Annotated in this window: 19 protein-coding genes; 15 read left to right on the forward strand and 4 right to left on the reverse strand. The window is 44.9% G+C overall.

Translation table 11 applies throughout. The annotated features are described in order from the left end of the window. Nucleotides 1-66: 66 nt before the first annotated feature. The 4 genes from DUN60_RS17090 to DUN60_RS17105 form a co-directional block, all read right to left on the reverse strand. Nucleotides 67-2421 carry a M4 family metallopeptidase gene (locus DUN60_RS17090; protein ID WP_114634467.1) on the reverse strand — a complete coding sequence of 785 codons (2355 nt, stop codon included), beginning with the start codon at nucleotides 2419-2421 and terminating at the stop codon, nucleotides 67-69. A gap of 565 nt (nucleotides 2422-2986) precedes the next feature. After that, nucleotides 2987-3262 carry a hypothetical protein gene (locus tag DUN60_RS17095; RefSeq protein ID WP_017065177.1) on the reverse strand — a complete coding sequence of 92 codons (276 nt, stop codon included), beginning with the start codon at nucleotides 3260-3262 and terminating at the stop codon, nucleotides 2987-2989. A gap of 219 nt (nucleotides 3263-3481) precedes the next feature. After that, on the reverse strand, nucleotides 3482-4801 hold the full coding sequence (locus tag DUN60_RS17100) for an ATP-binding protein (RefSeq protein WP_065206573.1): 1320 nt from the start codon (nucleotides 4799-4801) through the stop codon (nucleotides 3482-3484). A 36-nt stretch (nucleotides 4802-4837) separates the two neighbouring features. After that, complete coding sequence (locus DUN60_RS17105) at nucleotides 4838-5542, reverse strand: response regulator (RefSeq protein WP_017075673.1); 705 nt, start codon at nucleotides 5540-5542, stop codon at nucleotides 4838-4840. 279 nt (nucleotides 5543-5821) lie between these two features. Here DUN60_RS17105 and DUN60_RS17110 point away from each other — a divergent pair, with 279 nt between their 5' ends. From DUN60_RS17110 to DUN60_RS17180, 15 genes are all read left to right on the forward strand, one after another. Next, nucleotides 5822-6934, forward strand: coding sequence for an alpha/beta hydrolase (locus DUN60_RS17110; RefSeq protein WP_114634468.1), 1113 nt, complete (start codon nucleotides 5822-5824; stop codon nucleotides 6932-6934). Nucleotides 6935-7191: 257 nt separating this feature from the next. Then, entirely contained in the window at nucleotides 7192-8874 is a 1683-nt protein-coding gene (locus DUN60_RS17115; protein WP_114635753.1) for an LruC domain-containing protein, read from the forward strand. Nucleotides 8875-8883: 9 nt separating this feature from the next. Continuing rightward, on the forward strand, nucleotides 8884-9390 hold the full coding sequence (locus DUN60_RS17120) for a hypothetical protein (RefSeq protein ID WP_114634469.1): 507 nt from the start codon (nucleotides 8884-8886) through the stop codon (nucleotides 9388-9390). Between the two features lie 428 nt (nucleotides 9391-9818). Next, on the forward strand, nucleotides 9819-10421 hold the full coding sequence (betI, locus tag DUN60_RS17125; protein WP_114634470.1) for a transcriptional regulator BetI: 603 nt from the start codon (nucleotides 9819-9821) through the stop codon (nucleotides 10419-10421). 96 nt (nucleotides 10422-10517) lie between these two features. Beyond that, the gene (betB, locus tag DUN60_RS17130) at nucleotides 10518-11978 is read left to right on the forward strand and encodes a betaine-aldehyde dehydrogenase (protein ID WP_114634471.1); all 1461 of its coding nucleotides are present in this window, start codon (nucleotides 10518-10520) and stop codon (nucleotides 11976-11978) included. 72 nt (nucleotides 11979-12050) lie between these two features. Beyond that, on the forward strand, nucleotides 12051-13778 hold the full coding sequence (gene betA / locus DUN60_RS17135; protein WP_114634472.1) for a choline dehydrogenase: 1728 nt from the start codon (nucleotides 12051-12053) through the stop codon (nucleotides 13776-13778). 127 nt (nucleotides 13779-13905) lie between these two features. Next, complete coding sequence (locus tag DUN60_RS17140; protein ID WP_114634473.1) at nucleotides 13906-14877, forward strand: choline ABC transporter substrate-binding protein; 972 nt, start codon at nucleotides 13906-13908, stop codon at nucleotides 14875-14877. 95 nt (nucleotides 14878-14972) lie between these two features. Further along, entirely contained in the window at nucleotides 14973-15815 is an 843-nt protein-coding gene (gene choW, locus DUN60_RS17145) for a choline ABC transporter permease subunit (RefSeq protein ID WP_009845976.1), read from the forward strand. Nucleotides 15816-15817: 2 nt separating this feature from the next. Then, nucleotides 15818-17029 carry a choline ABC transporter ATP-binding protein gene (gene choV / locus DUN60_RS17150; RefSeq protein ID WP_114634474.1) on the forward strand — a complete coding sequence of 404 codons (1212 nt, stop codon included), beginning with the start codon at nucleotides 15818-15820 and terminating at the stop codon, nucleotides 17027-17029. Between the two features lie 362 nt (nucleotides 17030-17391). Next, nucleotides 17392-17874 (forward strand): MarR family winged helix-turn-helix transcriptional regulator, encoded by a 483-nt coding sequence (locus DUN60_RS17155; protein WP_004732429.1) that lies wholly within the window; start codon nucleotides 17392-17394, stop codon nucleotides 17872-17874. A gap of 276 nt (nucleotides 17875-18150) precedes the next feature. Further along, nucleotides 18151-19566 carry a coniferyl aldehyde dehydrogenase gene (locus DUN60_RS17160; protein WP_114634475.1) on the forward strand — a complete coding sequence of 472 codons (1416 nt, stop codon included), beginning with the start codon at nucleotides 18151-18153 and terminating at the stop codon, nucleotides 19564-19566. Between the two features lie 85 nt (nucleotides 19567-19651). Further along, a complete protein-coding gene (locus DUN60_RS17165; protein ID WP_004732424.1) occupies nucleotides 19652-20095 on the forward strand; it encodes a hypothetical protein in 444 nt (147 codons plus the stop codon). Nucleotides 20096-20325: 230 nt separating this feature from the next. Next, the gene (locus DUN60_RS17170; RefSeq protein ID WP_065206586.1) at nucleotides 20326-21531 is read left to right on the forward strand and encodes an iron-containing alcohol dehydrogenase; all 1206 of its coding nucleotides are present in this window, start codon (nucleotides 20326-20328) and stop codon (nucleotides 21529-21531) included. Nucleotides 21532-21726: 195 nt separating this feature from the next. Beyond that, nucleotides 21727-22158 carry a tetratricopeptide repeat protein gene (locus DUN60_RS17175; protein ID WP_114634476.1) on the forward strand — a complete coding sequence of 144 codons (432 nt, stop codon included), beginning with the start codon at nucleotides 21727-21729 and terminating at the stop codon, nucleotides 22156-22158. A 107-nt stretch (nucleotides 22159-22265) separates the two neighbouring features. Beyond that, nucleotides 22266-24011, forward strand: coding sequence for an arylsulfatase (locus tag DUN60_RS17180; RefSeq protein WP_065206587.1), 1746 nt, complete (start codon nucleotides 22266-22268; stop codon nucleotides 24009-24011). Nucleotides 24012-24023 lie beyond the last annotated feature (12 nt).

Here is a 24023-nt window from a genome sequence, read left to right on the forward strand (position 1 = left end):
TGTTTCATTTTCTAAACAGATAACCGCGAAAAGGGCCCCCTTTCGGAGCCCTGAATTTGCTATTGATTACTGTGCTTTAATGAAACGGTAGTGCTTGGTTTCTGAACAGATATCGCTTGAGGTACACACTTGGTACTCAACATCTACTGTGCCGTTGTGACGGAACTTGTCGACGTATGAGTTGAAGTCTGTAGCACCAACATTTTTGCCATTACGTTTAATCACGAAGTAGTCGTTAGTGTCGTAATCCCATGCCAGCTTAACGCGAGCCTTGCCGTTCGGGTTTTTGTTACCAAACTTCAGTTTTAGTGGGAAGCCTTCCGCTGAGTCACCTTCAATTGTGATCGACTTGCTTGTTGATGTCGCAACACCTGCATCGTCAGTCACGGTTAGCGTAACCACGTAGTCGCCAGCTTCAGTATAGGTATAACGAGTCACTTCACCTGTTTGCATGTTGCCATCGCCTAGGTTCCATTGGTAAGAAACGATCTGACCGTCGCTATCCGAACTTGTGCTGCGCAGCTCTACTTCTTTGCCGACAACCGTGTGTTCGAAAGAAGAGACTGGCGGTACGTTAGCATTGCCTGATTCGTATGATGCTTTCAGATTTGCACCTGCGTAATCTGAGTAACCCAGAATGTTCACCGTGTAGCGACCAGCTGTTGGGTTTTCAATTACACATACTTCATCGGTTACGCTTTCACTCTTACAGATATTCTCTTGAGAGCTTGGTGCATAATCTAGACCGACATACATATCCGGATCACCAGTAGACACAGCAAGATCAATCGTTAGCTTGTCTTGGCCTTCTGGTACTTCGATATCGAAGTAAGTTTTTGAGCCTGTTTCACCAGCAACTGCGGATTCAACACCGTTTTCAAGGCGTTGATATTCCGGTTCTGGCGGCAGTGGTGGCTCTGCACATGGGGTAACACCCACGAGACCGAACGCAGAAACAACGTCATCGGCATTGTAGCCAAGGTCGGTTGCTGAGTTTTTCACGCCACAAGCACCTTGCCAGAAGTCACTGTTTTCCGACCAGTAGATTTGGTTGGATAACACGAAAAGCTCGAACGCTTTTTTGGTATCCCAACCTTGCGTGGTTGCAAGATGGTAGAAGGCCTTGTTAAACACACCAGAACTGTAGTGAACATTCAAGCCATCGTAATACTCGGATGCATTATTGATTGAAGAACCATCTCGTGATGGATCGTCCATGTAACGTAGAGCTCCGTCGCCTTTAAAGATATTACGGCCGACCATCCAGTCGTTGGTGCCTTTCATGTAGTATTCTGCTGCTTCACCTGCCATATCAGAGAAAGCTTCGTTCATACCACCGGATTGGTTTGCGTAAACCAAACCTGAGTTTTGTTCAGTGAAACCGTGGCTCACTTCGTGCGCTGACACATCTAGGCTTACAAGTGGGTAGAAGAAGCTTTCACCATCGCCAAAGGTCATTGCCTTGCCATCCCAGAATGCATTCTCGTAGTTGTTACCGTAGTGAACACGCATCATGAGTTTGAAAGAGAGCGGCGCTGTGTCGAACCAGTTCTTATACATGTCGAACACGATGTTACCGAAGTAGTGTGCATCGTTGAGTGGAGAGAAGGCTCCGTTCACTTCTTTATGTTCGTTACGAGGACATTCGTAGCTGTAAGTGGTGTCGCCGTCTGTCGCGCCATTTAGGTCAACGGTAACGACATTTTCCGATTCCATCACACACTCTGTGCCGTTTTCTACCACATCAAGGTAGTGGTAGTCGGTACCGTACTCGTACATGCCTGTTTTCTCGTTACCACCAGGGCCTGTACCGATCTGTGCGTGAGCAATACCTTCCCAACGGTCGATAACTTCGCCGGTGTGCGCGTCTAGCATGGTGAATGGTCGAGTCGGCTGCTCGCTGCCTTCGACAAGATAAGAGACAACGTAGACAAGGCGTGTTTTGTCATGTCCTTGTTTTCCTGAACCTTGATAAATAAACAGTTCATGCTGGACGTTGTCTAAAGATTTGCTGGTTAAGCCCTGAACCTTGAGATCTTTACTCGCAAGCTCAACCGCTTGAGAGCTGTTGATTGATGGCTTAACAAAAGATCGCTCTAGGGTCGTCGTTTTAAGGTAGCTGCCTTGAACCGATTTAAGCGCACCACCTTGTACACTTTGAGTGGCGTTTAGGTAATGCCCCCAAACGGGTGTTCCCCAGATGTTCTGCTGGATCTTAACTTTGTAGATACCACGCTTTTTGAGGTTAACTTCCTTCACCATCTTAAAGCTAGAGGCGTTACTGACACCTAACTGAGTGTTCAACCCAGAAAAGCTAGTAAAGTTGATTGGCTGATCGATGTTAACGGATTCACTTGCATGCACTGACAAAGACATAGCACTCGCTATAGCAACGGCAACTAAACGCTTTTTCATTTTCATTGTTATTTTCTCTTTCCATGTAAAATCCATGAAAACGTAACAAAATTATCACAACGAATTTACATCATTCGATCTGATTAATTAGTAGCATGGCAATGATCTCTTTTATTCATGAAACTTATATTTCTCGTATTTACAGATAGTTATCGTTTCTGTTTATTTTTGAACGCACTCATAGGTTTTATTTATAAAATCATGACAATTTTATTAGGTGTTGTTTTTTATTGGAAATTAAGATTTCTAGGTAAATTGATCTGTGCCTCAATTAGCGGGCTCTGGGTTGATAGAAGGATCAACGATTTGGAAGTGTCATTTTGAGCGAAAGACTATTAAGCGAGTTTAAAGGCAATTTTGATAAGAAATTGACGATTTTGGGGCTTATTTTCTGAATTGTTAGTTACAAGAGAGTTAGTCAAATGGGGCTTTATTTGGCACAGAGCACAAAAGCTGCTGGATGAAAAAAGCCAGCGACGAGGTCACTGGCTTAGATTAACTTAGTTTGTGCAGGCTACTGATTAAAGGTACGTAACTAATACACTTAGCTATGGTTTGCGACTAAAGCGAATTACTGCTTTTTACCGCCAACCTGAACGTAGTCGATACCGATAATACGGTTGATGATACCTAGCACAGAGCTTGTATCAGAGTTTGTTGAACGAATAGTATCAACCGTTGCACCTTCAGGTACTAATTCCATTGCACGATCTTGTGTGTTACCAGGAACTTGGAAACCAACAATGTTGAAGCTCTCAGCGTGCGCTGTGTAAACTTCTTCGTTGTGGCTGATACCTGAACAACCTGCTAGAGAGACAATGCCTAAAACAACTAATAACTTTTTCATAAAAATACCTTAAGAATGATTGGAATTTAGATAGTAAGCCTATGGCTTGAACTGCTAGCAAAGCGCGAGTTAACGAGTAACGGGTTGCTTTGCTACTACTCAGCAGTGCTGTGATGACAAGCCATAAACGACAGTGTCATGATTATCTAGACTCATAAGTTCATTGGGAGACAGCATCTCCCGACCGATGTTGAACATTATTCCAGAGGTGTTTTGTAGTTACTGTATGGGTTTGTCAGCTGAAGCATTACATAGCTGAATGGTTATGGTGAATACCGCACCCTTTAAGGATTGGCTCTGACCAACTTCCACGGTTGCGTTATGTTGAGCACAGATCTTCTCGACGATAGACAGCCCTAAACCATGGCCGCTCTTGGCTTTGTTACGCGCTTTGTCGCCAACGTAAAACGGTTCAAACAGGTGGGCCTGATGTTCTTGAGCCACACCATCACCATCATCATGTACCGCAATCTGTAGTTGTTCTTGATGCACGCTGGCTTCAATCAAGACTTGAGAGCGTGCGAATTTCATCGCGTTGCGTACTAGGTTATCTAAAGCGCGGTTGAGTAGTATTTTATCCGCCAGTATTGAGTGGGCTTGTTCAGGCAGTGATAGGTCAATGTTGAGCTCAGTGTCTTTGCTCCAGCGTGCCAATGCGTGATTAAGAAAGTCTCTTATCTCTAGTGGCTGTTGTAGGTTTTCAAGGTCAATGCTATCGAGCTTGGCGTAACACAATAGTTCGTCGACCATCTTTTCCATCTCTTCGGTATCTTCGACAATACTTTCTACGGTGCTTTGTTGTGCCTCGTTGAGTGGCGTGTCCTTGAGCATTTCAGCTTGCCATTGGATACGGAATATTGGCGTGCGCAGTTCATGAGCTACCGCATTGGTGAGCGAGCGGTTACTCTCAATCAAGCGATGAATGCGGTCAGCCATGAGGTTGAAGGATTTATTGAGTGAGCCGATGGCAATGCCGCTTGACGTTTCGGCTCGCGCGGAGAGATCGCCTTCTGCAAAGCGTAGAGTGGCAGATTCAAGCTTTTTAACTCGGCGGAATATAATTATCAGATGGCATAAGCCGTATAAGATAAAGCTTGCTAGGAAGAACAACCAAATGAGGTCATCCTCCAACTCTATCTTTTGCCTAACGAACGCTTCACTGTTGGGTAGGTAATGATAGGTATTGTCACTGCTTGCTAAGCGAAACCATAGGTCGCGTTCATCATCGTGAAAGATAAAGCTATTCGGGTGAGTACTGAAAAATCTCGAAACTGGTTCCGGTATTTCATCATTTGGACTGAAAGTGACGAGTGTATTTCGAGTGGTCTCTACAAACTGACTTATCGCTTGATGAGCCGCTTCAAGCCCCTGATTCTTTGCGATGTTTTCTATGAGTTGCTGGTGGGCTGTCGCTTCGTAATCTTCCAGTACATATTCGTAGTCGGTATTGAGCTGATAGACGCAAATCTCATAGGCGACAAGGCCGGCCATAAAGCAAACTAACAACCCTAATAGGGATTCCAAATAGATACGTCGCATAATAGATCTCTTTCATTACGCTCGTAGTGAGCGAAGTTAATGCCAGGCGGTAGAAACAAATAGGTAGCCTTTGCCGCGAATGGTCTGAATTTTCTCTGCTGGCGCGTGGTCGTCACCGAGTATCTTTCTTAGACGCACGACCTTGTTATCAATCGTTCGGTCGATTCCATCGTACTCAATGCCGCGCAGTGTTTGCGTCAAATAGTCACGTGATAGCGGAGTATCAGGGTTGCTCGCTAATAGCCAAAGTAGGTCAAACTCACTGTCAGTAAGTGATAAAACCGCACCTGAAAGTTCACACTTCTTATAAGTGTTTTTCAGAACGAGTTGATCAAACTGAAGGTTGTCTGAGTCATCGACTGAAGCGGTATTGGCGTCTTGGCGGCGTAATAGCGAACGAACTCTGGCCAGCAGAACTCTTGGTTTGATTGGCTTGGTGACATAGTCATCAGCCCCTGTCTCTAAACCAGCGACGTGATCAAAGTCGTCATCGCTAGCGGTGAGCATCAAGATTTTACCTTTATAGTGTGTACGTGTCTGTCGGCAGATTGTCAGTCCATCCGTTACAGGAAGCATCAAATCCAGCAGTACGATATCAGGTTGTTCCGCGAGGATGGTCTGCGCGGCATTACCGCCGTCACCTAGCACAGTGACGTCAAAATCTTGCGCGACAAAGTAGTCTTGCAACATTTTCTGAAGTTTCAAATCGTCTTCCACGATGATCATTTTAGGTTTTGTCATTCCATTATCAGCCTTGTCGTGCGTTTCTCGTATTGAGATTACGTGAGGGTGCCTTATCTAGTGGTTAGCTATTGTGGCATCTCCAATTTGCATGCTTTACGTAAAATACCTGACGTGAATAATTAAACACTTTCTACGCCAGTTCAATGATGATTTTGAATTTATGCGAAAATAAAAAACAATGTTCAAAAAGGTATACATTCTCATACATTCGCACGACAGATGTTTGCGCTTTTAAATAATAGAATTTTCCCATCAAACATTTTTGGGAATTACCACATGAATAGCTATCGAAAAACGTTACTGGCATTACCTTTGATTATTTTAGTTGGGTGTAACTCAACCTCTAACTCGGGTAAAGCGGCAGATAATGCTGCTACTAAAGCGCAAGTCAAACCTAAGGCCGATTACGTGTTTTCATCAGCTAAGCTTGGCGAGTTGTATCAAGAGCGACAAGAGGTCCAAGAGTCAATGGAGCTCACTTACGATGGTGTGCAGTATGAAACAATTCTGTTTGCGGAAGACATTAGTGATAAGCAAAAAGTGGTTAGGCTAGCGAGTCGCTTAGGCCAAAGCGTTGATTTTTATTTTCCTGATGCGGGGTTTGATAAATGCGGTATTTACAGTGAAGGCAATTACTATGATTCGTTTGATTGTGATACGGCTCAACGTTCAATTGGCAATGATACGACGTTAATCCAAACGACAACGAGCGATAGAAAGCTTGCCGTTAAGCTTGAATACCACAATGAGTTGTCGCAATACATGACGAGCCTGGGTTCGACGATTTTGAGCAACACTAAAAGTGGGAACAAGGTAACGATAACCACATCGTTTGCCTTCAACACTTTTTATCGAGATGTGCTTAAAGAGACTGGCGCTGTTGAGCGCATTAATTCGACTCTGGGTGCATCAATCTATTCTCAGCTTTTTGATATCGTAAAGTTATACCAAGGCAGTAAGATGACATTGAAGTTCACTAACCACATCGGTGGCAGTGCCGACGACGATATCAATATGTACACCGGGCGCATGATTAAGAACAACAATATGACGACAATCGTGACCCCAACGGGTTCGGTTTTCTCGGGTGGTACGGATCTATTTGCTGCTGGTCATCCACGTATCTTACAGCGCTCTAACACCAAGCAGGCCATTGAATTAAACAAACAAATCGGCGTGCACAGTTGGGGGACGGGCGATAAGACCGCAAAAGATTTCCCGTATACTGAGGAGAGCCACCGTAAGCAAGCGACGTATTTTAAGAAGGTGATGGGAGATACAGGGATTGATTTTTACATCTTCACTTTAGACTCTGCGCCATCTGATGGTGAACACTGGGTGACTAAGACCGATTCAGATAAATACGGCTTCATCACACGCATTGAGTAGCTTAAGCTCGGATTAAAATTAGAAACGACTTGAAAAGGTTGGTGATGACGTTGTTGTCACCAACCTTTTTTGTGCCTGATTTGCTGAAGTTTGTTGTGGTCGATTCGGATGTCCTTGCTTCACGTCAACTTCATTCTCAAAATGAGAATTTCCCACTCGATAATTATAACATTATGTTAAGTATAGTTTTATTTTTCGGCACTATACTTGCTCCGTTCCTCTTTACACGTTTATGGCTAGCTGAAAGAGGGAACATAATGAGAAATTGGAATTCAGTCATACTGCCCAGTTGTTTAATGCCGTGTTTTGCGATGGCGCTGACAACTGCGGATCTTACCTATGAATCTGGGGCGGATGCGTCAAACTATTCGGCAAAAGGTAAACCCCACAATACTTATTCGATAGCCGATTCACTCCCACAAGATGTCTTAACCAATGTGTATTCGATGCTTCCTGAAGGCAGTACGGTGAACAGTGCGTTTATTGCGCCTGAGCGTTATTCGAGCATTGATATTGACGACGAGTTGAACGGTGCAGAGTACGCGACGGCGAAAATCACGTTCTTGAATGAAGGGGCTGGTTATCGAAACTCTCTCGGTTACTTTGTATTTGATACCAACAACCCACCGGCGACCAAAGACGACATTAATGCGCATGTGATTGTGTTTCCCAATACGTCCGTTGCTAGTGTTGGTGAGATGCAGGAAGGCGACACGATTGATTTAAGTGTCCAACTTACCGCTGGGCAAACATTGGCTTTCTTCATTATCTCTAATGGTTGGGGCTGGGAAGGGTCTTACAACAACATTTCTAGTCTCAGTAGCTGGGGGACGCCTTTTTACAGCTACCCTTCAATCAACCCTGAAGCGACCGCAGCAAACAGAAGACACAATGTTGCTTTCCTCGATACAGAAAATGAGTTCCTAGTACTTGGCTTTGAGGATATTTATCGCCCTACCGGAGACAACGACTTTAATGATTTGATCTTCACTGTTGAAGTGACGCCATTTGCGGCTGTTGATGGAGTCAATGAAGATGGCACGACAGATTCAAAATACGAAGTGCTTGTGCAAGAGAATAATGAGGATGTGACAGTGACATCGGTCTATCCAAGCTCGAGCAGCTACGCAACGATCGCATTTGAAGATAATTGGCCCTTGAAAGGAGATTATGATTTTAATGATGTGGTATGGCGTTACCGAGTGACAGAGCAACTCAATGGACAGCGAGAACTTAAAAACTTAACCATAGATTACACACTTCAGGCGATGGGGGCTGGCTACTCCAATGGCTATGCCTTGAAACTGCCGAACGTTCTGCCTGCTAACGTGGCATCAACAACATTGACTCGAAATGGTGTTGCCGTTGGCCATACCATTCTCAAGGAGGGGAGCAGCGAAACGATTCTGATGGTGTCTGAAGATCTGAGAGTGGAGCTAGAAAACCTAGGTGAACTCACCGAAAGCTGTGTCTTCTACCGAACACAAAGCGCATGCTCTGAACAGCAAAATGCTGATGCTCTCAACTATCAATTGTATGTCGAGTTTACGTCTCCAGTATCGCGTGATGATATCGGCTATCCACCTTATGACTCATTCATTTTTGCGGCTGAAGATATGTACCACGGTGATTTTGTTGGCACTCCCCCAGGTATGACATGGCAAACTCACCTCAAAGCGTTTTCTGGTACCAGTGACATGAATAATGCCTTATTCAATAGTCACGATGACCGTTCTTCGGGTTCTGAATCGTTTAAGACCAGCAACAATATGCCTTGGGTGATTAACATCCGTGACGAATGGGACCACCCTGTTGAGTACGTTGACATCAGTGAAGCTTATACGTCGTTCCCTACATGGGTAATCAATAGTGGTGAGACAGATGGCGAGTGGTACAAGGCCTCGACCACCAATAAAGTTATTTCAGCGACGGACGAGTAGGAGAGCGCTATGAATTATACAATCAAACTATTCACCATCAGTTCTCTGCCTTTGTTAGTCGCAGCCTGTGGCGGCGGAGGGGGTGGGGGAAGCTCAAGTGCTGCGCCAGCTCAGACACCATCGGCCACGCCAATACCGGTTCAGACGCCCGCTTCTCCTGCTCAGCCAGCCGTTGCAGCGATAACCGACACTTCGGAGATTGTTGCACAAGCTGGGTTTTCGTTTGATGTCGGTGAGAAGATCAGTTTGTCGATGGATTACACGGGAACCACTCCGGGAGCGCTGCACTTGTATTCCGAGTCGGCATTTGTGATGAGTAACGGTGATATTATCGCTGACCCATTGTCTAGAATCACAACGGTATACCCAACTCAAATCAATGTTGTGGAGTTAGAAGTTAATGGGAACTGGGATCAAATCTACGCTCGTTGGGTGCCGATGAGCAGCAGTGAACAAGAGCAAAGTTGGGTGATCTCACTGGATCAATCGAGCAATAGCTACCACTTGGCTTTTTAGTTGAACTAACCACGCTTTATTACCTCAATATTGGAGATAAAAATGAGAGCACCGAACTGTTTATGGTGCTCTCGTTGTATCTGATTTTCATTTTTACTCTCCATCAATCACATCATCGACTTTCCCTCCTAATATACAAATAACGATGCCTATTCGTTGTGTCTCGCCCTGTTTCGGCACAGAAGGTAAGCGGTTGAAGTTTGTTCAGAATAAGCAAAAACATTTGACCAATAACTATCACACCTCAAATCTTTAATTGTTTTCGTTAGTGCTCTAAATGATATTTAATTTATTGTTTTATAATGATTTTTGTTGTTTTGAATGCTGTATTGTTACGAGTTTGTTTTAAATAATCATTTGAACCCTAACTAAATTTCTGTCATTTTATATTTAACTGAACGTTCAATATAAAATAAAAGGACTAAGAAATGCCGAAGGTTGGGATGCCTGATATACGTAAACCACAGCTTGTTCAAGCCACCATGACGGTGATTGATCGAGTAGGTTTGCATGCCGCGAGTATTGCGTTAATCAGCAAAGAAGCGGGCGTGTCTACAGGTATCATTAATCACTATTTTGGTGGGAAGCACGGTCTGCTCGAAGAGACGATGCGTGAAATCCTTCGCCAATTATCCAACACCATCACGACTTCACTAAAAGCGCTTCCTGTTGATGCTCACCAACAGAGAATTAACGCGATCATCGACGGTAACTTCGAAGGTTACCAAGCCGAAAATAAAGTCGCGAAGGCATGGTTGGCATTTTGGTCCTATTCAATGCATGACCAACAACTGAAAAGACTGCAGCGTGTGAATGAAAAACGTTTGATTTCACATCTGCGTCTTGAGTTGAAAGGTATTTTGAATCATGAACAGGCGGATCTCGTTGCTCACGGGATTGCTTCTCTGATTGATGGGTTATGGCTGAGAGGCACGTTAAACCCTGAAGGTATCGATGCTCAAAAGGCTCGTGCCATCATCAATGATTATCTTGATAAACAACTGACGTTTTACTCGTGTAACACCTCATAGAACGCGGTCGTAGCATTGCAATCATAGTACCTGAACGGCAAACACTCACATATAGACCAGCAGAGTCTAATAACAATAATTAAGTCAGAATCTCAAATGGAAATGAACTCGTTATACATCGATGGCGCAGCGGTTAAAGCTACGTCTGGTGAAACCTTTGATAGTATCAACCCGGCAAACGGCGAACCTATCGCAACGCTAGGCCAAGCCTCTTCAGCGGACGTGGATAGCGCTATTGAATCAGCGAAACGTGGATTTGCGGTATGGTCAGCAATGACAGCCGTGGAACGCAGTCGTATTCTTTTGAAAGCGGTAGCAATACTTAGAGCTCGAAATGATGACCTTGCAAACCTTGAGGTTGTTGATACGGGTAAGCCACTGCAAGAAGCGATTGAAGTGGATGTGGCATCTGGCGCCGATGTGATTGAATACTTCGCAGGCCTTGCGCCTACGCTGCAAGGCGATCAACAACCCCTTAGTGAATCTCAATTTTTCTACACTCGCCGTGAACCGCTAGGCATCTGTGCGGGCATTGGTGCGTGGAACTACCCGATTCAAATCGCGATGTGGAAATCAGCTCCTGCATTGGCTGCGGGTAACGCGATGATTTTCAAACCTTCCGAAGAAACCCCGCTAACTGCGCTTAAACTTGCTGAGATATTTACCGAAGCTGGCCTTCCTGATGGCGTATTTAACGTGGTTCAGGGTGACTACCGTGTCGGCCAAATGCTAACGGCTCATCCCGACATCGCTAAAGTGTCTTTCACAGGTGAAACGGGCACGGGCAAAGCAGTAATGTCAGACAGTGCAAAAACACTCAAGTCTGTAACGATGGAGCTTGGCGGCAAATCACCAATGATTGTGTTTGATGATGCGAAATTGGATGATGCGGTTTCCGCTTCTATGGTCGCAAACTTCTACACCCAAGGTGAAGTGTGTACTAATGGTACTCGTGTTTATGTACACGAAAGCATCTACAACGATTTTATCGACCAACTTAAGACACGTACTGAAAAGCTGATCATTGGTGATCCAATGGACATGGAGACTCAAATTGGTGCGTTGATTTCTAAAGAACATCTTTCAAAAGTTCTCGAAGCGATTGAGCTAGCAAAACAATCTGGCGCAACATTGCTGACTGGCGGTTATCAAGTGACTGACAACGGGCTAGCGAAAGGCAACTTTGTTATCCCAACCGTGTTCGTGGACTGCGAAGACAACATGCCACACGTTCAACAAGAGATCTTTGGCCCTGTAATGTCGGTTCTAAAATTCAGTGATGAAGACGACGTTATTCGCCGTGCTAACGATACCAAATATGGCCTTGCGGCTGGCGTGTTCACGCAAAATCTTTCTCGTGCTCACCGCGTGATCCATCAAATGCAGGCTGGTATTTGTTGGGTTAATACGTGGGGTGACTCACCTGCAGAAATGCCTGTTGGTGGTTACAAGCTTTCGGGTGTTGGCCGTGAAAATGGCCCCGAAACCCTACTTCACTATACGCAGACTAAGAGCATTCTTATTGAACTTGGCGACTACGCCAGCCCTTATGCCTAACGCGTAACACTTAATTCAACGGGCTAGCTTAAAAGAGTTAGCCTCACTGACTCATCTCAGGGAACTTAAAATATGGAACAACGCTACGATTATATTATCGTCGGCGCGGGTTCGGCCGGCTGTGTGTTAGCGGATAGGCTAACGGAAAGCGGTGAACATAGCGTTTTATTACTGGAAGCTGGTGGTACGGATAAGAGTATTTTTATCCAAATGCCGACTGCGCTTTCTTACCCGATGAATACTGAAAAGTACGCTTGGCAATTTGAGACTCAACAAGAACCGGGCCTTGATGGACGTGAACTGCACTGCCCACGTGGCAAGGTGTTAGGTGGTAGCTCATCAATCAATGGCATGGTTTACGTGCGTGGTCATGCTTGTGACTTCGACCAGTGGGAAGAAGAGGGTGCTGCCGGTTGGAATTACCAAGCGTGTTTGCCTTATTTCCGCCGTGCTGAATCATGGAATAAAGGTGGCGATCAATACCGTGGCGACCATGGCCCAGTAGGCACTTGTAACGGTAACGATATGGAGCTTAACCCGCTTTACCAAGCATTCATTGATGCAGGTAAAGACGCTGGTTACCCAGAAACACAAGACTATAACGGCTACCAGCAAGAAGGCTTCGGCACCATGCATATGACGGTAGACAAGGGTGTTAGAGCCTCAACCTCTAACGCTTATCTACGTCGAGCATTGAAGCGTTCAAACCTGACCTTGAAGAAGGGCATCGTGGCGCGTCGTTTTTTACTTGAAGCACTCGTCGTAAAAGACCAGTCATCAAAAGGCCAATCAGGTTTGAAAGCCGTCGGTGTCGAGTTTGAAAAGTCAGGCAATACTCAAGTTGCTGTGGCGAACAAAGAAGTGATCTCGTCTGCGGGCTCTATCGGTTCTGTTCAACTGCTTCAGCTTTCTGGTATCGGCCCGAAAGCCGTGCTTGAAAAGGCTGGCGTTGAGCTGAAACACGAACTGAGCGGTGTCGGTGAAAACCTTCAAGATCACTTAGAAGTGTACTTCCAATATCACTGCAACGAACCCATCACGCTCAACAGCAAGCTTGGTTTGGTCAGCAAGGGCATGATTGGCGCGGAATGGATTCTGACTCGCAAAGGCCTTGGTGCTACTAACCACTTTGAATCGTGCGCGTTCATTCGTTCTCGCAAAGGATTGAAGTGGCCGAATATTCAATATCACTTCCTACCAGCAGCGATGCGTTACGACGGACAAGCGGCCTTTGATGGTCACGGTTTCCAAGTACACGTTGGGCCTAACAAGCCAGAGAGTCGCGGTACGGTTGCGATCACTTCTGCTGATCCGCATGCCAAGCCAGAGATCATTTTCAACTACATCTCGACTGAACAAGATCGCCAAGATTGGCGCGATTGTATTCGTCTGACGCGTGAGATTTTGTCTCAACCTGCGATGGATGTGTATCGAGGAAAAGAGATTCAGCCGGGTCTGAATATTACTTCCGATGAAGCAATTGATGAATGGGTTAAGCAGAACGTTGAAAGTGCTTATCACCCTTCATGTGGCTGCAAAATGGGTTCAGATGATGATCCAATGGCAGTGCTTGATGAAGAGTGTCGCGTTCGCGGTGTCGATAATTTACGTGTTGTCGACTCATCGGTTTTCCCAACCATTCCAAACGGCAATTTGAACGCCCCGACCATTATGGTTGCTGAGCGTGCTTCCGATTTAATTTTAGGTAAGCCGATGCTCAAAGCGCAGGACGTTCCAGTGTGGATTGCACCTGAGTGGCAAGAGAAGCAAAGAATAAATAAACCAGTAAGAGAAGCGTAAGCCTCTGTTATTGGTTCAAAAATAGAAAAAGCAAAAAGTAACAACAAAAATTAGTCAAAAGTCAGAAGAACTGCTCTTTATCGGTGTTGATATCGAGCAGAAAAAGGAAAGATAAAAAGGAACCATTATGACGACTCTAAATATTCAGAACATGACCACGAAAACGTTAACAGCACTAGCCATTAGTTCATTTGCATTTGGTGCTAACGCTTCTTTTGAACCACAGCAATGTGAAAATGTTCGCTTCGCTGATGTAGGCTGGACTGACATTACCGCAACAACCGCCGTTACTTCTGAACTATTAAAAGGCCTTGGTTATAAAACCAAAACCGACCTACTTTCAGTACCGGTGACTTACTCTTCAATGGCGAACGGCGATATTGATGTATTCCTAGGTAACTGGATGCCAACCATGGAAGGCGATATTGCTAAGTACCGTGAAGCGGGCACGGTTGAAACCGTTCGTGCCAACCTTGAAGGCGCAAAATACACACTAGCTGTACCAAAATATGTGTACGACTCTGGCGTAAAAAGCTTCGCAGACCTAGCAAAACATGCCGACAAATTTAAAGACCGCATCTACGGCATCGAACCGGGCAACGATGGTAACCGCTTAATCCAATCAATGATTGATTCTGACGCGTTTGGCTTGAAAGATTTCAGCCTAGTGGAGTCAAGTGAAGCGGGCATGGTATCGCAAGTATCTCGCGCTGCTCGTCGTAGCCAGTGGATCGTTTACCTTGGTTGGGCACCGCACCCAATGAACAGCAATGTTGAGATGGAATACCTTTCTGGCGGTGACGACTTCTTTGGCCCTAACTACGGTGGCGCGAATGTCTACACCAATGTTCGCTCAAACTATCTGTCGGAGTGTTCAAACGTTGGTCAACTTCTACAAAACCTAGAATTCACTCTAGAGATGGAAAACCAGTTGATGGAAGAGATTCTTAACCAAAAAGTGAAGCCAGAAAAAGCGGCTCAACAATGGTTGAACAACAATTCTCAACAAGTGGAAGCTTGGTTAGACAACGTAAAAACACATAAAGGTGAATCAGCGACTCAAGCCGTCACTGAATACCTAAAGCAAGTTAAAGCTTAGTTCTACCTATCTCAACAGCTACATAAATAATAAAGGTGGGCTTGCCAATTTATCGATTGGTTTGAAGTAGCCCACCCATAATAAAAGGCAATATTGTGAATTTTATTACGGAAAACAAAATCCCAGTCGGACAATGGATGGAAGCGGGTGTTGATTGGCTAACAATCAATGCAGCAGGATTCTTTGACGCTATTTCGATTTTTCTAGAAACCGTCATTATGTTTTTAGTCGATGTATTTAAGTGGATGCCGCCTGCTCTGCCAATCGTGATGACTGCTGCTATTGCATGGTACTTACACCGTAAACCTTCGCTGGTGATCTTTGTGGTCGCAGCACTGCTGACTATTCTTAACCTCGGCTATTGGCAAGAAATGCTGGAAACCTTTGTTCTCGTCTTTGCGGCGACAACGATTTCCGTATTAATTGGCGTGCCGGTTGGCATCATGGCTGCTCACCGTCCTTGGCTCTATACAGTTTTGCGTCCAATCCTTGATTTGATGCAGACAGTCCCAACTTTCGTTTATCTGATTCCAACTCTTGTCCTCTTCGGCTTGGGTATTGTTCCTGGCTTAATCTCGACCATTATTTTCGCAATAGCTGCACCGATTCGTTTGACCTACTTAGGGGTAACTAAAGTCCCTGAAGAGTTGATTGAAGCGGGTAAAGCGTTTGGTGCCAGCCGCATGAAATTGCTGATGAAGGTCGAATTACCGGCGGCTCTACCAAGCATCATGGCGGGTGTAACCCAATGTATTATGTTGTCGCTTTCGATGGTGGTTATCGCCGCTCTTGTCGGTGCTGACGGACTTGGTAAACCTGTTGTGCGAGCATTGAACACAGTGAACATCTCACAAGGTTTTGAAGCTGGATTAGCGATTGTATTAGTCGCAATCATCCTTGACCGCTTGTGCAAAACACCAAACCAGAAGGAAGCTTAATCATGTCTAACTCTCAGGAAAAAAAGACAATGGACGCGATTACCATTAAGAATCTCGATGTTGTGTTTGGTAATAAATCGAAACAAGCGCTTGAGCTACTCGACCAAGGTAAAACTCGCCAAGAGATCATTGATGAAACTGGTCAAGTTGTCGGCGTAGACAATGTGTCGCTGACGGTGGAAGAAGGCGAGATTTGTGTATTGATGGGTTTGTCTGGTTCTGGTAAATCATCTTTGCTTCGTGCAGTTAACGGCTTGAATGAGATCAGCCGTGGTTCACTAACAATCAAAGACGGTGACCAACAAGTCGATTTAGCGCAATGTGATGAAGCGACTCTGCGTCATCTTCGTACTCATCGCGTATCCATGGTTTTCCAAAAGTTTGCTTTGATGCCATGGCTTAACGTATTAGACAACGTGGCGTTTGGTCTTGAAATGCAGGGTGTAGCGAAAGATGTTCGTCGTGCAAAAGCGCGTGAACAATTAGAAATGGTCGGCCTAGCGGAATGGGAAACCAAATTTCCACATGAGCTTTCTGGCGGCATGCAGCAACGTGTTGGTTTGGCGCGTGCGTTTGCAATGGACACCGACATTCTATTGATGGATGAACCGTTTTCGGCGCTTGATCCACTGATTCGTGCTCAGCTGCAAGATGAATTGATCACGCTGCAAAATAAACTCAACAAAACGATTCTGTTCGTGAGTCACGACCTAGATGAAGCACTGAAAATTGGTAATAACATTGCGATCATGGAGTCAGGCAAACTGATTCAACACGGTAAGCCTGAAGAGATCGTACTGACGCCAAAAACCGAATACGTAAAAGACTTCGTTGCTCACACCAATCCATTGAATGTGCTTAAAGGTCGCTCTTTAATGCAGCCTCTTGATTCACTGACGCAAGAAAATGAAAGCTGGAAGATCTGCGATTCTAAAGATCTCTGGATTGAACAGAATGAAGGTGCTTTATCGGTGAAAGGTGAATCTACCTTGGCGCTTGTTGAGTGGAGCGAGTCTGACGACCTAACCGCGATTAACGCGTCTAGTGTGGTAGTGGCAAGCCCGGAGATTGGTATGCGTGATGCGATTAAGCTTAAGCAGATCAGTAACCACCCAATTCTGTTGGTTGAAAACAATCAATTGGTAGGGATTTTGGATAACAGCGAGTTTTACAACGCGCTAACGGGTAACTTTCAGATGAATACAGCCGCGTAAAATTTCGTTTTCCAGCTTGGAGATTAGGGCTGATTTTTTATTGGGTGGAGAGGGTTAAGTCTCTCTACCTCTATGATTATTAAAATATATTATTCTTTGAACTGGTATTCTCTGATTCATTATTTTTGCCTTCATTGAAGCTTTCATTCCCCCTTCATTAAGTAAAAGTGCCGTACCACGCAAGTTTAGTGGTATAGAAAAGATTGAGAATAGTATGAACATCAGTACAATGCGGAAAAATCAATGAAGTAATTTATCAATTTACAGTGTAATTCGAGCGCGCGTGACGTAATCACTCGAGACATTTCATCGCTTCGACACTGTAAAACCATTCACAGTATATTAGTACAAAGGTCTGCATCTTGGACAAACATGACGAAATCCTGGTCGCTATTCGCCAAATTATTCGCGCTATCGATTTACACTCGAAGAAGCTGAGTAAAGAGTATGGTTTGACTGGCCCTCAATTAATCTTAATGAGAGCAATCCAAGAAATGGGTAATGTGACGATCAAAGAATTGTCTAATCAGACCAATGTAAGCCAAGCAACGACGACGACGATCATCGACCGTCTAGAGTTAAATGGCTATGTACAACGAGTACGCAGTTCATCGGACCGCCGCAAAGTACACGCGAACCTGACTGAAAAAGGTCAAGAGTTGCTAAACAATGCGCCACCGCCGCTGCAAGATAACTTCGTGAAAAAATTCCAAAACCTAGAGACGTGGGAGCAAAGCTTACTGCTTTCTTCTATGCAGCGTGTATCAGCAATGATGAACGCAGAAGACATCGACGCTGCTCCAGTGCTTCAGCTTGAAGGCATTGCAAACGTAGCCAAAAGCTAACGTTAGTTTTAAATTATCTATTTAAAACAAAAACTTAAAGAGTTATTAAATGGTCGCATTAAGCGGCCATTTTTGATCTAACTATGTAAAATTTCTCGTTATACCGCCTATTCGCTACGCCCTTCTATTTTAAATCTCCCTGGGTTTTAACCCTACGTTGTAATCACCCTATTTATTTGTATTCAAAAATGCATTGACGATTCTCTGACAATAAAGATGTAGACCGACCGGTCTGATTTGTATTATTGTGTGCTCATCTTAACCACGAGGTGATGTATGAAATACGAATTGACGCCAACACAAATGACCATGACGTTGAACAACATGCAGGGAGCTTTTGCACAGAACCCGATGCCAGCGGTATCGGTGAGAATTGAGCAGTTGCTTGCACTTAAATCTGCGCTTATCGATTACACAGATCGTTTGTGTTCAGCCGTGAGTGAGGACTATGGTCACCGCAGTCGACAAGACACTTTGATGGCCGACATATTGCCTTGTATCGGAAATATCGATCACAGCATTGAGTGTTTACCTCATTGGTCGACATCTTCGATTCGTCATTCCGGCCCTTTGCTTTCAACCTCTCGTGTTGAAGTGGTTTATCAACCCAAAGGCGTTGTCGGGATCATTGCTCCGTGGAACTTCCCAATCATGTTATCCGTCGGCCCGCTTATTTCGGCGTTGGCAGCGGGCAATCGCGCCATGATCAAGATGAGTGAATTTACCCCAGCGACGAACCAAGTATTAAGAGCGCTATTGGCAGAAGTTTTCCATGCCGATGAGGTGTGCTTGGTTGAAGGTGAGGTAGAAATCGCAGCCGCATTTTCGGCGTTGCCGTTTGATCATCTTCTGTTTACGGGGTCAACCCAAGTGGGTCGCCAAGTGATGAGGTCAGCGGCTGACACGCTAACTCCAGTCACGCTAGAGCTAGGCGGTAAGTCACCAGTTATCGTTGCAGAAGACATGCCAATTGATATCGCGGTTGAGCGAATCATTTATGGTAAGAGCCTCAATAACGGGCAGGTGTGTGTGGCTCCTGACTATGTATTGCTACCTGAAGGGAAAGTTGAATCTTTCATTCAAGAGTATAAAAAACAGTACCAATTGCTGTTCGATGAAGGGGTGTATTCCGAGAGTTTGACGTCCCTAATCAATCCTCGTCAATGCGACCGGATAGTGGGTTTGTTGAATGAAGAACGACAAGCTGGAACGCGAACCGTCGCTTGCCATGACGAAGCGATGGACTTAGATAACCACCGCTTGGTGACGCACCTGATTGTTGAACCAAGCCTGTCATCCAAGGTGATGAACGAAGAGATTTTCGGCCCACTATTACCCTTGATTACGTATCGCAATATCGAAGAGGCGCTCCAAGTCATCAATAGCAAACCAAGGCCGTTAGCACTCTACCTGATGAGCTTTGATTTGAGTTTACAGGCTCAGGTTAAGCACCAAGTTCATTCCGGCGGAATGTGTATCAATGACTGTGTTTTCCATCTAGCGGTTGATGACGCGCCGTTTGGTGGCATTGGTGAATCAGGGCAGGGCAATTATCACGGTAAAGAAGGTTTCCTTACCTTCTCCCATGCCAAAACAGTCTTGGAAACAGGCTTAGACCATCGAGTTAAGTATCTGTTTTCAAAAGAAGACAACGAATTAAAGACCGCAGTGATGAGCATGCTTGGTAAGTAAATCATTTCTGTTATTACTCAGTTTATCTACACGAAGTTATTTATAAGAAATTATTTTTACGACGTTATTTTAAGAGGTTATTTTTATGTTAGAACGATTTTTTGAACGAACGATGAAAGCGTATTTGATGGTTACAGGATTCTTAACCGCAACCGCTTTCTCTACTTTCCTTGCGCCTGATTGGAGTATGCAAACGCTGTTCTCGTACAACGATACGATGATGGTGAACAAAGAGTATCTTATGGGCACCTATCAACACTGGGGAGTCATGGTTGGCTGTATTGGTGTGTTGTTGATGTTCTCGGCGAAGTACAAATCGCTGCGTACTTCGACCATGATTTACAGTGCATTTGAGAAGTCGATGTTTGTGGGCATATTCTTATACAACGTATGTATCAACGATTATGAGTGGTTTTACGGTTGGAGCGGTGTGTTTGCGCTCGATGGATTTGTGACTGTCTACTCTTTAGTTTACCTGTATTACTACCTCACTAGAGACAAAAGCAAGGTGCCAGCTCATCTTCGTTAATAGTTAATAGTTAATAGTTAATAGTTAATAAGTTGCTCATGGTGAGTCAATGATACTTGTTTAATGATCACTCACTAACTTATTACTACAGCCCGCATTTGCGGGCTTTTTTCGTTTTGGGGCAATGATCCATAAAGATCTTAATTGACATATCTTTGACATTAACATTCTAGACCGACCGGTTTGTATTGGTTATTGTTTAGTCATCAACTAGAAATGAGGTAAATACCATGACAACCAATAATTTTAACTTTCAACTTAAAACCATTGTTCATGCTCAAGAGAATGGCATTGAAAATATCCCTTCTCTTTTTGGTCGCTTAGGTGCGCAAAGAGTCGTGCTCTTTTCTGATAAAGGCTTGGAGTCTCTTGGTTTTGTTGAGCAGTTCTCGGCGTTGTTTGTAAACGAAAAGGTGAACCAGCCAGGTAATGAACAAGCAGTTCAACTTGTTGGTGTGTACACCGATATCGCGCCAGACGCGACTTGCGACAACATCAACGCTGCAATTGAATTTGCAAACAGCGTCAATGCTGATGCGATCTTGTCTGTTGGTGGTGGCAGTGTGATTGATGCTTCTAAAGGTGTGAAATACGCATTTCATAAACAGATAGATGATATCCGTACGGTGATTGCGGGCGGTGGTCATATGGATGTGTGGCCAAACAATGAAGATATTCGAGTGCCACATATTGCGGTTCCGACAACGGCTGGCACGGGCGCAGAAGCCTCTCCGATTGCTGTTTTTTACAATGAACATGAAAACATTAAGGCAAGTCTAGTCGCGTCTGGATTGGAAGCTGATATCGCGATCCTTGATCCAACGGTGACCACTAAGCTGCCTGCTCATCTGACTCGTTCTACCGCGATGGATGCACTAACACACGCTGTTGAAGCGATTGTCTCGCCAATGAGTAATGCATTCACCGACGCTTACGGTATTCAGGCTGCAAAATTGATTGTTGAAAACTTACCCTTGGCATTGAAAGAGCCAGAAAACCTAACGGCACGCGGCAACCTTCTTCAAGCAAGTACCATGGCGATTTCTGCTTTCTATTCGTCTTTGGGCGGTATTCCGATTCACAACTGTGCTCATGCCTTTGGTGCGATTAGCCACATTCCACATGGCGATGCCAACACGGTATTAATGCCGGTTGTGATTGAAGCACTGCCAGAGTTCTACATGCCGAATGCGGCGAAGTTAGCTCAAGCATTCTCTGTCGACACTACGGGAACCGATGAGATGGTTTACCAGAGAGTGTTGGATTTCTTAAATAACTTCCAAACCAGTGTGGGTGCGATGAAGCGTTTCAGCAGCTGGAAGTTTGATGAGCAAGAGAAGAGCAACATTGCAGAAGCGATTGAAAAAGACATCTGTTTTCAGTTCTACCCAATCTCGAAACAGACGATTGAAACCATCATAGAGAAAGCGATTTAAGTCTCTGTCTTAATCGACTGAATGTTATGACCATTTAATTCAGTCGATGATTCACTCAACAATCATTACTCGAGAGTCAATTATGAAAATTGAAAACGTATTGCTATCAAGCTTGTGCATCATCGCGCCATTCCTACTTTTCACCTAATTCATTCAACAGGGACGTCGTGAACTTTATTCCCGAGGAGGAAATAAATGCTCAATAAACGTTTAACTACCGTGAGTTTGGCGGGTGTTTTGGTTGTTCTGTTTTTTGCCAAGGCAAGCTTTGGAAGTGAGATCTTTGAGAATGAAGCCATAACGGATCAAGTACAGCAGCATCAAGATGTCGTGCAACTGTTGGATGAAGCTTACCAAGGGCAATTGGATGCCCAGCTCTCTGTCGCTTACTTATATCTGAGCGGAGATGGCGTAGAACAGAATGATGAAAAAGCCGCGGAGTGGTTCGTCACCGCAGCCAATAACGGTAGCCCTGAAGCTCAAACACAGCTTGGGTTGATGTATATCTCTGGAAGTGGCGTTCAAGCCAGCCAGGCGGAAGCTGTCACCTGGATTGGCATGGCAGCAACTCAAGAGTATGACCCCGCGCTCGACTTATTACATTGGATGTCGCAAGCCGCGCACTAATTCAAATCCTAACTCAGGTTAATCACAGAAAGGTTAGCCTCAGAAAAAGTTATTCGCAGAAAAGTTAATTACTGAAAAAGTTAATCACAGAAATTGGAGAACGTCTTATGCAGACATTCAAGAAATCGTTAGTCTTCACTGCAATGGCCGCGGCAAGCAGTGCTGCTCTGGCCGCAGAATCAGAAAAACCGAATATTGTTGTCATTGTTGGCGATGATGTGGGCTTTGCCGATACTCAGCCTTATGGCTCAGAAGCCAATACACCAAACCTAATGGCGCTGGCTGAAGAGGGGGTTAAGTTTACTAACTTTCACGCGTCACCAACCTCATCGGTAACGCGCTCTATGATGTTAACCGGAGCAAATAGCCACGAGGTTGGGCTAGGCACCTTCGACTATGCTGTTTATCCGGGTGCGATTGGCAAGCCGGGTTATGAAGGTTACCTCACCAAGAAAGGGGTTACGGTCGCAACGCTGCTTAAAGAGAGTGGTTATAACACTTACCTCTCTGGGAAATGGCACTTGGGGCACGACGATGGTTTCTTACCTGACGATCGAGGTTTTGAAGAGAGTTACGGTATCTTAGCGGGCGGCTCGAATCACTTTAATCGAGATATGATGTTCCCGGCCAAAAATGCCGCGACAGCGGATGCGCTGCAAAAAGGGGATATTCCCGGCGTCGAAGTTGAGCCAACTTACCGTAACGGTGAAGTGGTTGAGGACAAGTACAAAGGCGAGTACTCAGACCAAGTTTACACCAACGAGATCATCAAGATGATCGACAGCAAAAAAGACGACGGTAAGCCTTTCTTCGCTTACGTCCCATTCACTGGTATTCACCTGCCATTGCAAGCGCCTGAGTCTGCCTATCAAGATAAAGTTGATTACTACGTCGAGCATGGTTGGGACTCGGTTCGAGAAGATCGTTTCCAACGCATGAAAGAGATGGGCGTGATTCCAAAAGACGCCGATATTTCAGATCGTAACGCATTAAGCCGGCCTTGGGACTCGCTTTCTGAGAAAGAACAAAAGTGGTACGGCAAGAAAATGGCTGTCGCGATGGGCATGATGGAAATGCAGGACCAACAAGTCGGTCAGATAGTCGATTACCTGAAAGAAATCGGGGAATACGATAATACTTACATCATGTACCTAGCGGATAATGGCCCAGAAGCGGCGGATATTACCGGTGAAAATATCAGTGATTTGATCCGAACGTGGACTGCTCATCATTTCGATAATTCGACTGAAAACTTAGGTAAGGCGAACTCCAGTGTGTCACTTGGTCCTGAGTGGGCAAGCGCTTCAACCGGTGGCCTATCTTGGTACAAAGCTTATACAGCAGAGGGCGGTATCCGTGTGCCATTTATCGTTAAGCCAGCCAAAGCGCTTTTAGACGGTGAAGATGCGTTGCAACCGGGAACTCAGACAGACGACTTATCTCAAGTGAAGGACATTGCAGCCACGATTCTTGAGATTGCAGAGGTCGATCATCCAGGAACCGAATATCAAGGTCGAGAAGTGGCGCCGATGAGTGGTGTGAGCTTGTTGCCTTACTTCAAAGGGGAAACGGCAGACGTGCACAGTGCCAACAATGCGATTCCATTTGAATTGTTTGGTAGCGGGATTTTGCTTAAAGGTGATTACAAGATCATCCGAATTTCTACGGGAATGGGCGGTGACAGTGAGTGGCACCTATACAACACCAAGAAAGATCCTGCAGAGCAACATGACTTGAGAAATGAAATGCCAGATCTGTTCCTTGAAATGGTCGCTGAATATCAAGAATACGAAAAAGCGCAAAATATCGTCCCAGTTGACGAAACGTGGAACCCGTTTGAAAACGTGAAATAGAGGAAAAAACCA

It is taken from the genome of Vibrio splendidus, from assembly GCF_003345295.1.
Classification (GTDB): Bacteria; Pseudomonadota; Gammaproteobacteria; order Enterobacterales; family Vibrionaceae; genus Vibrio; species Vibrio splendidus_K.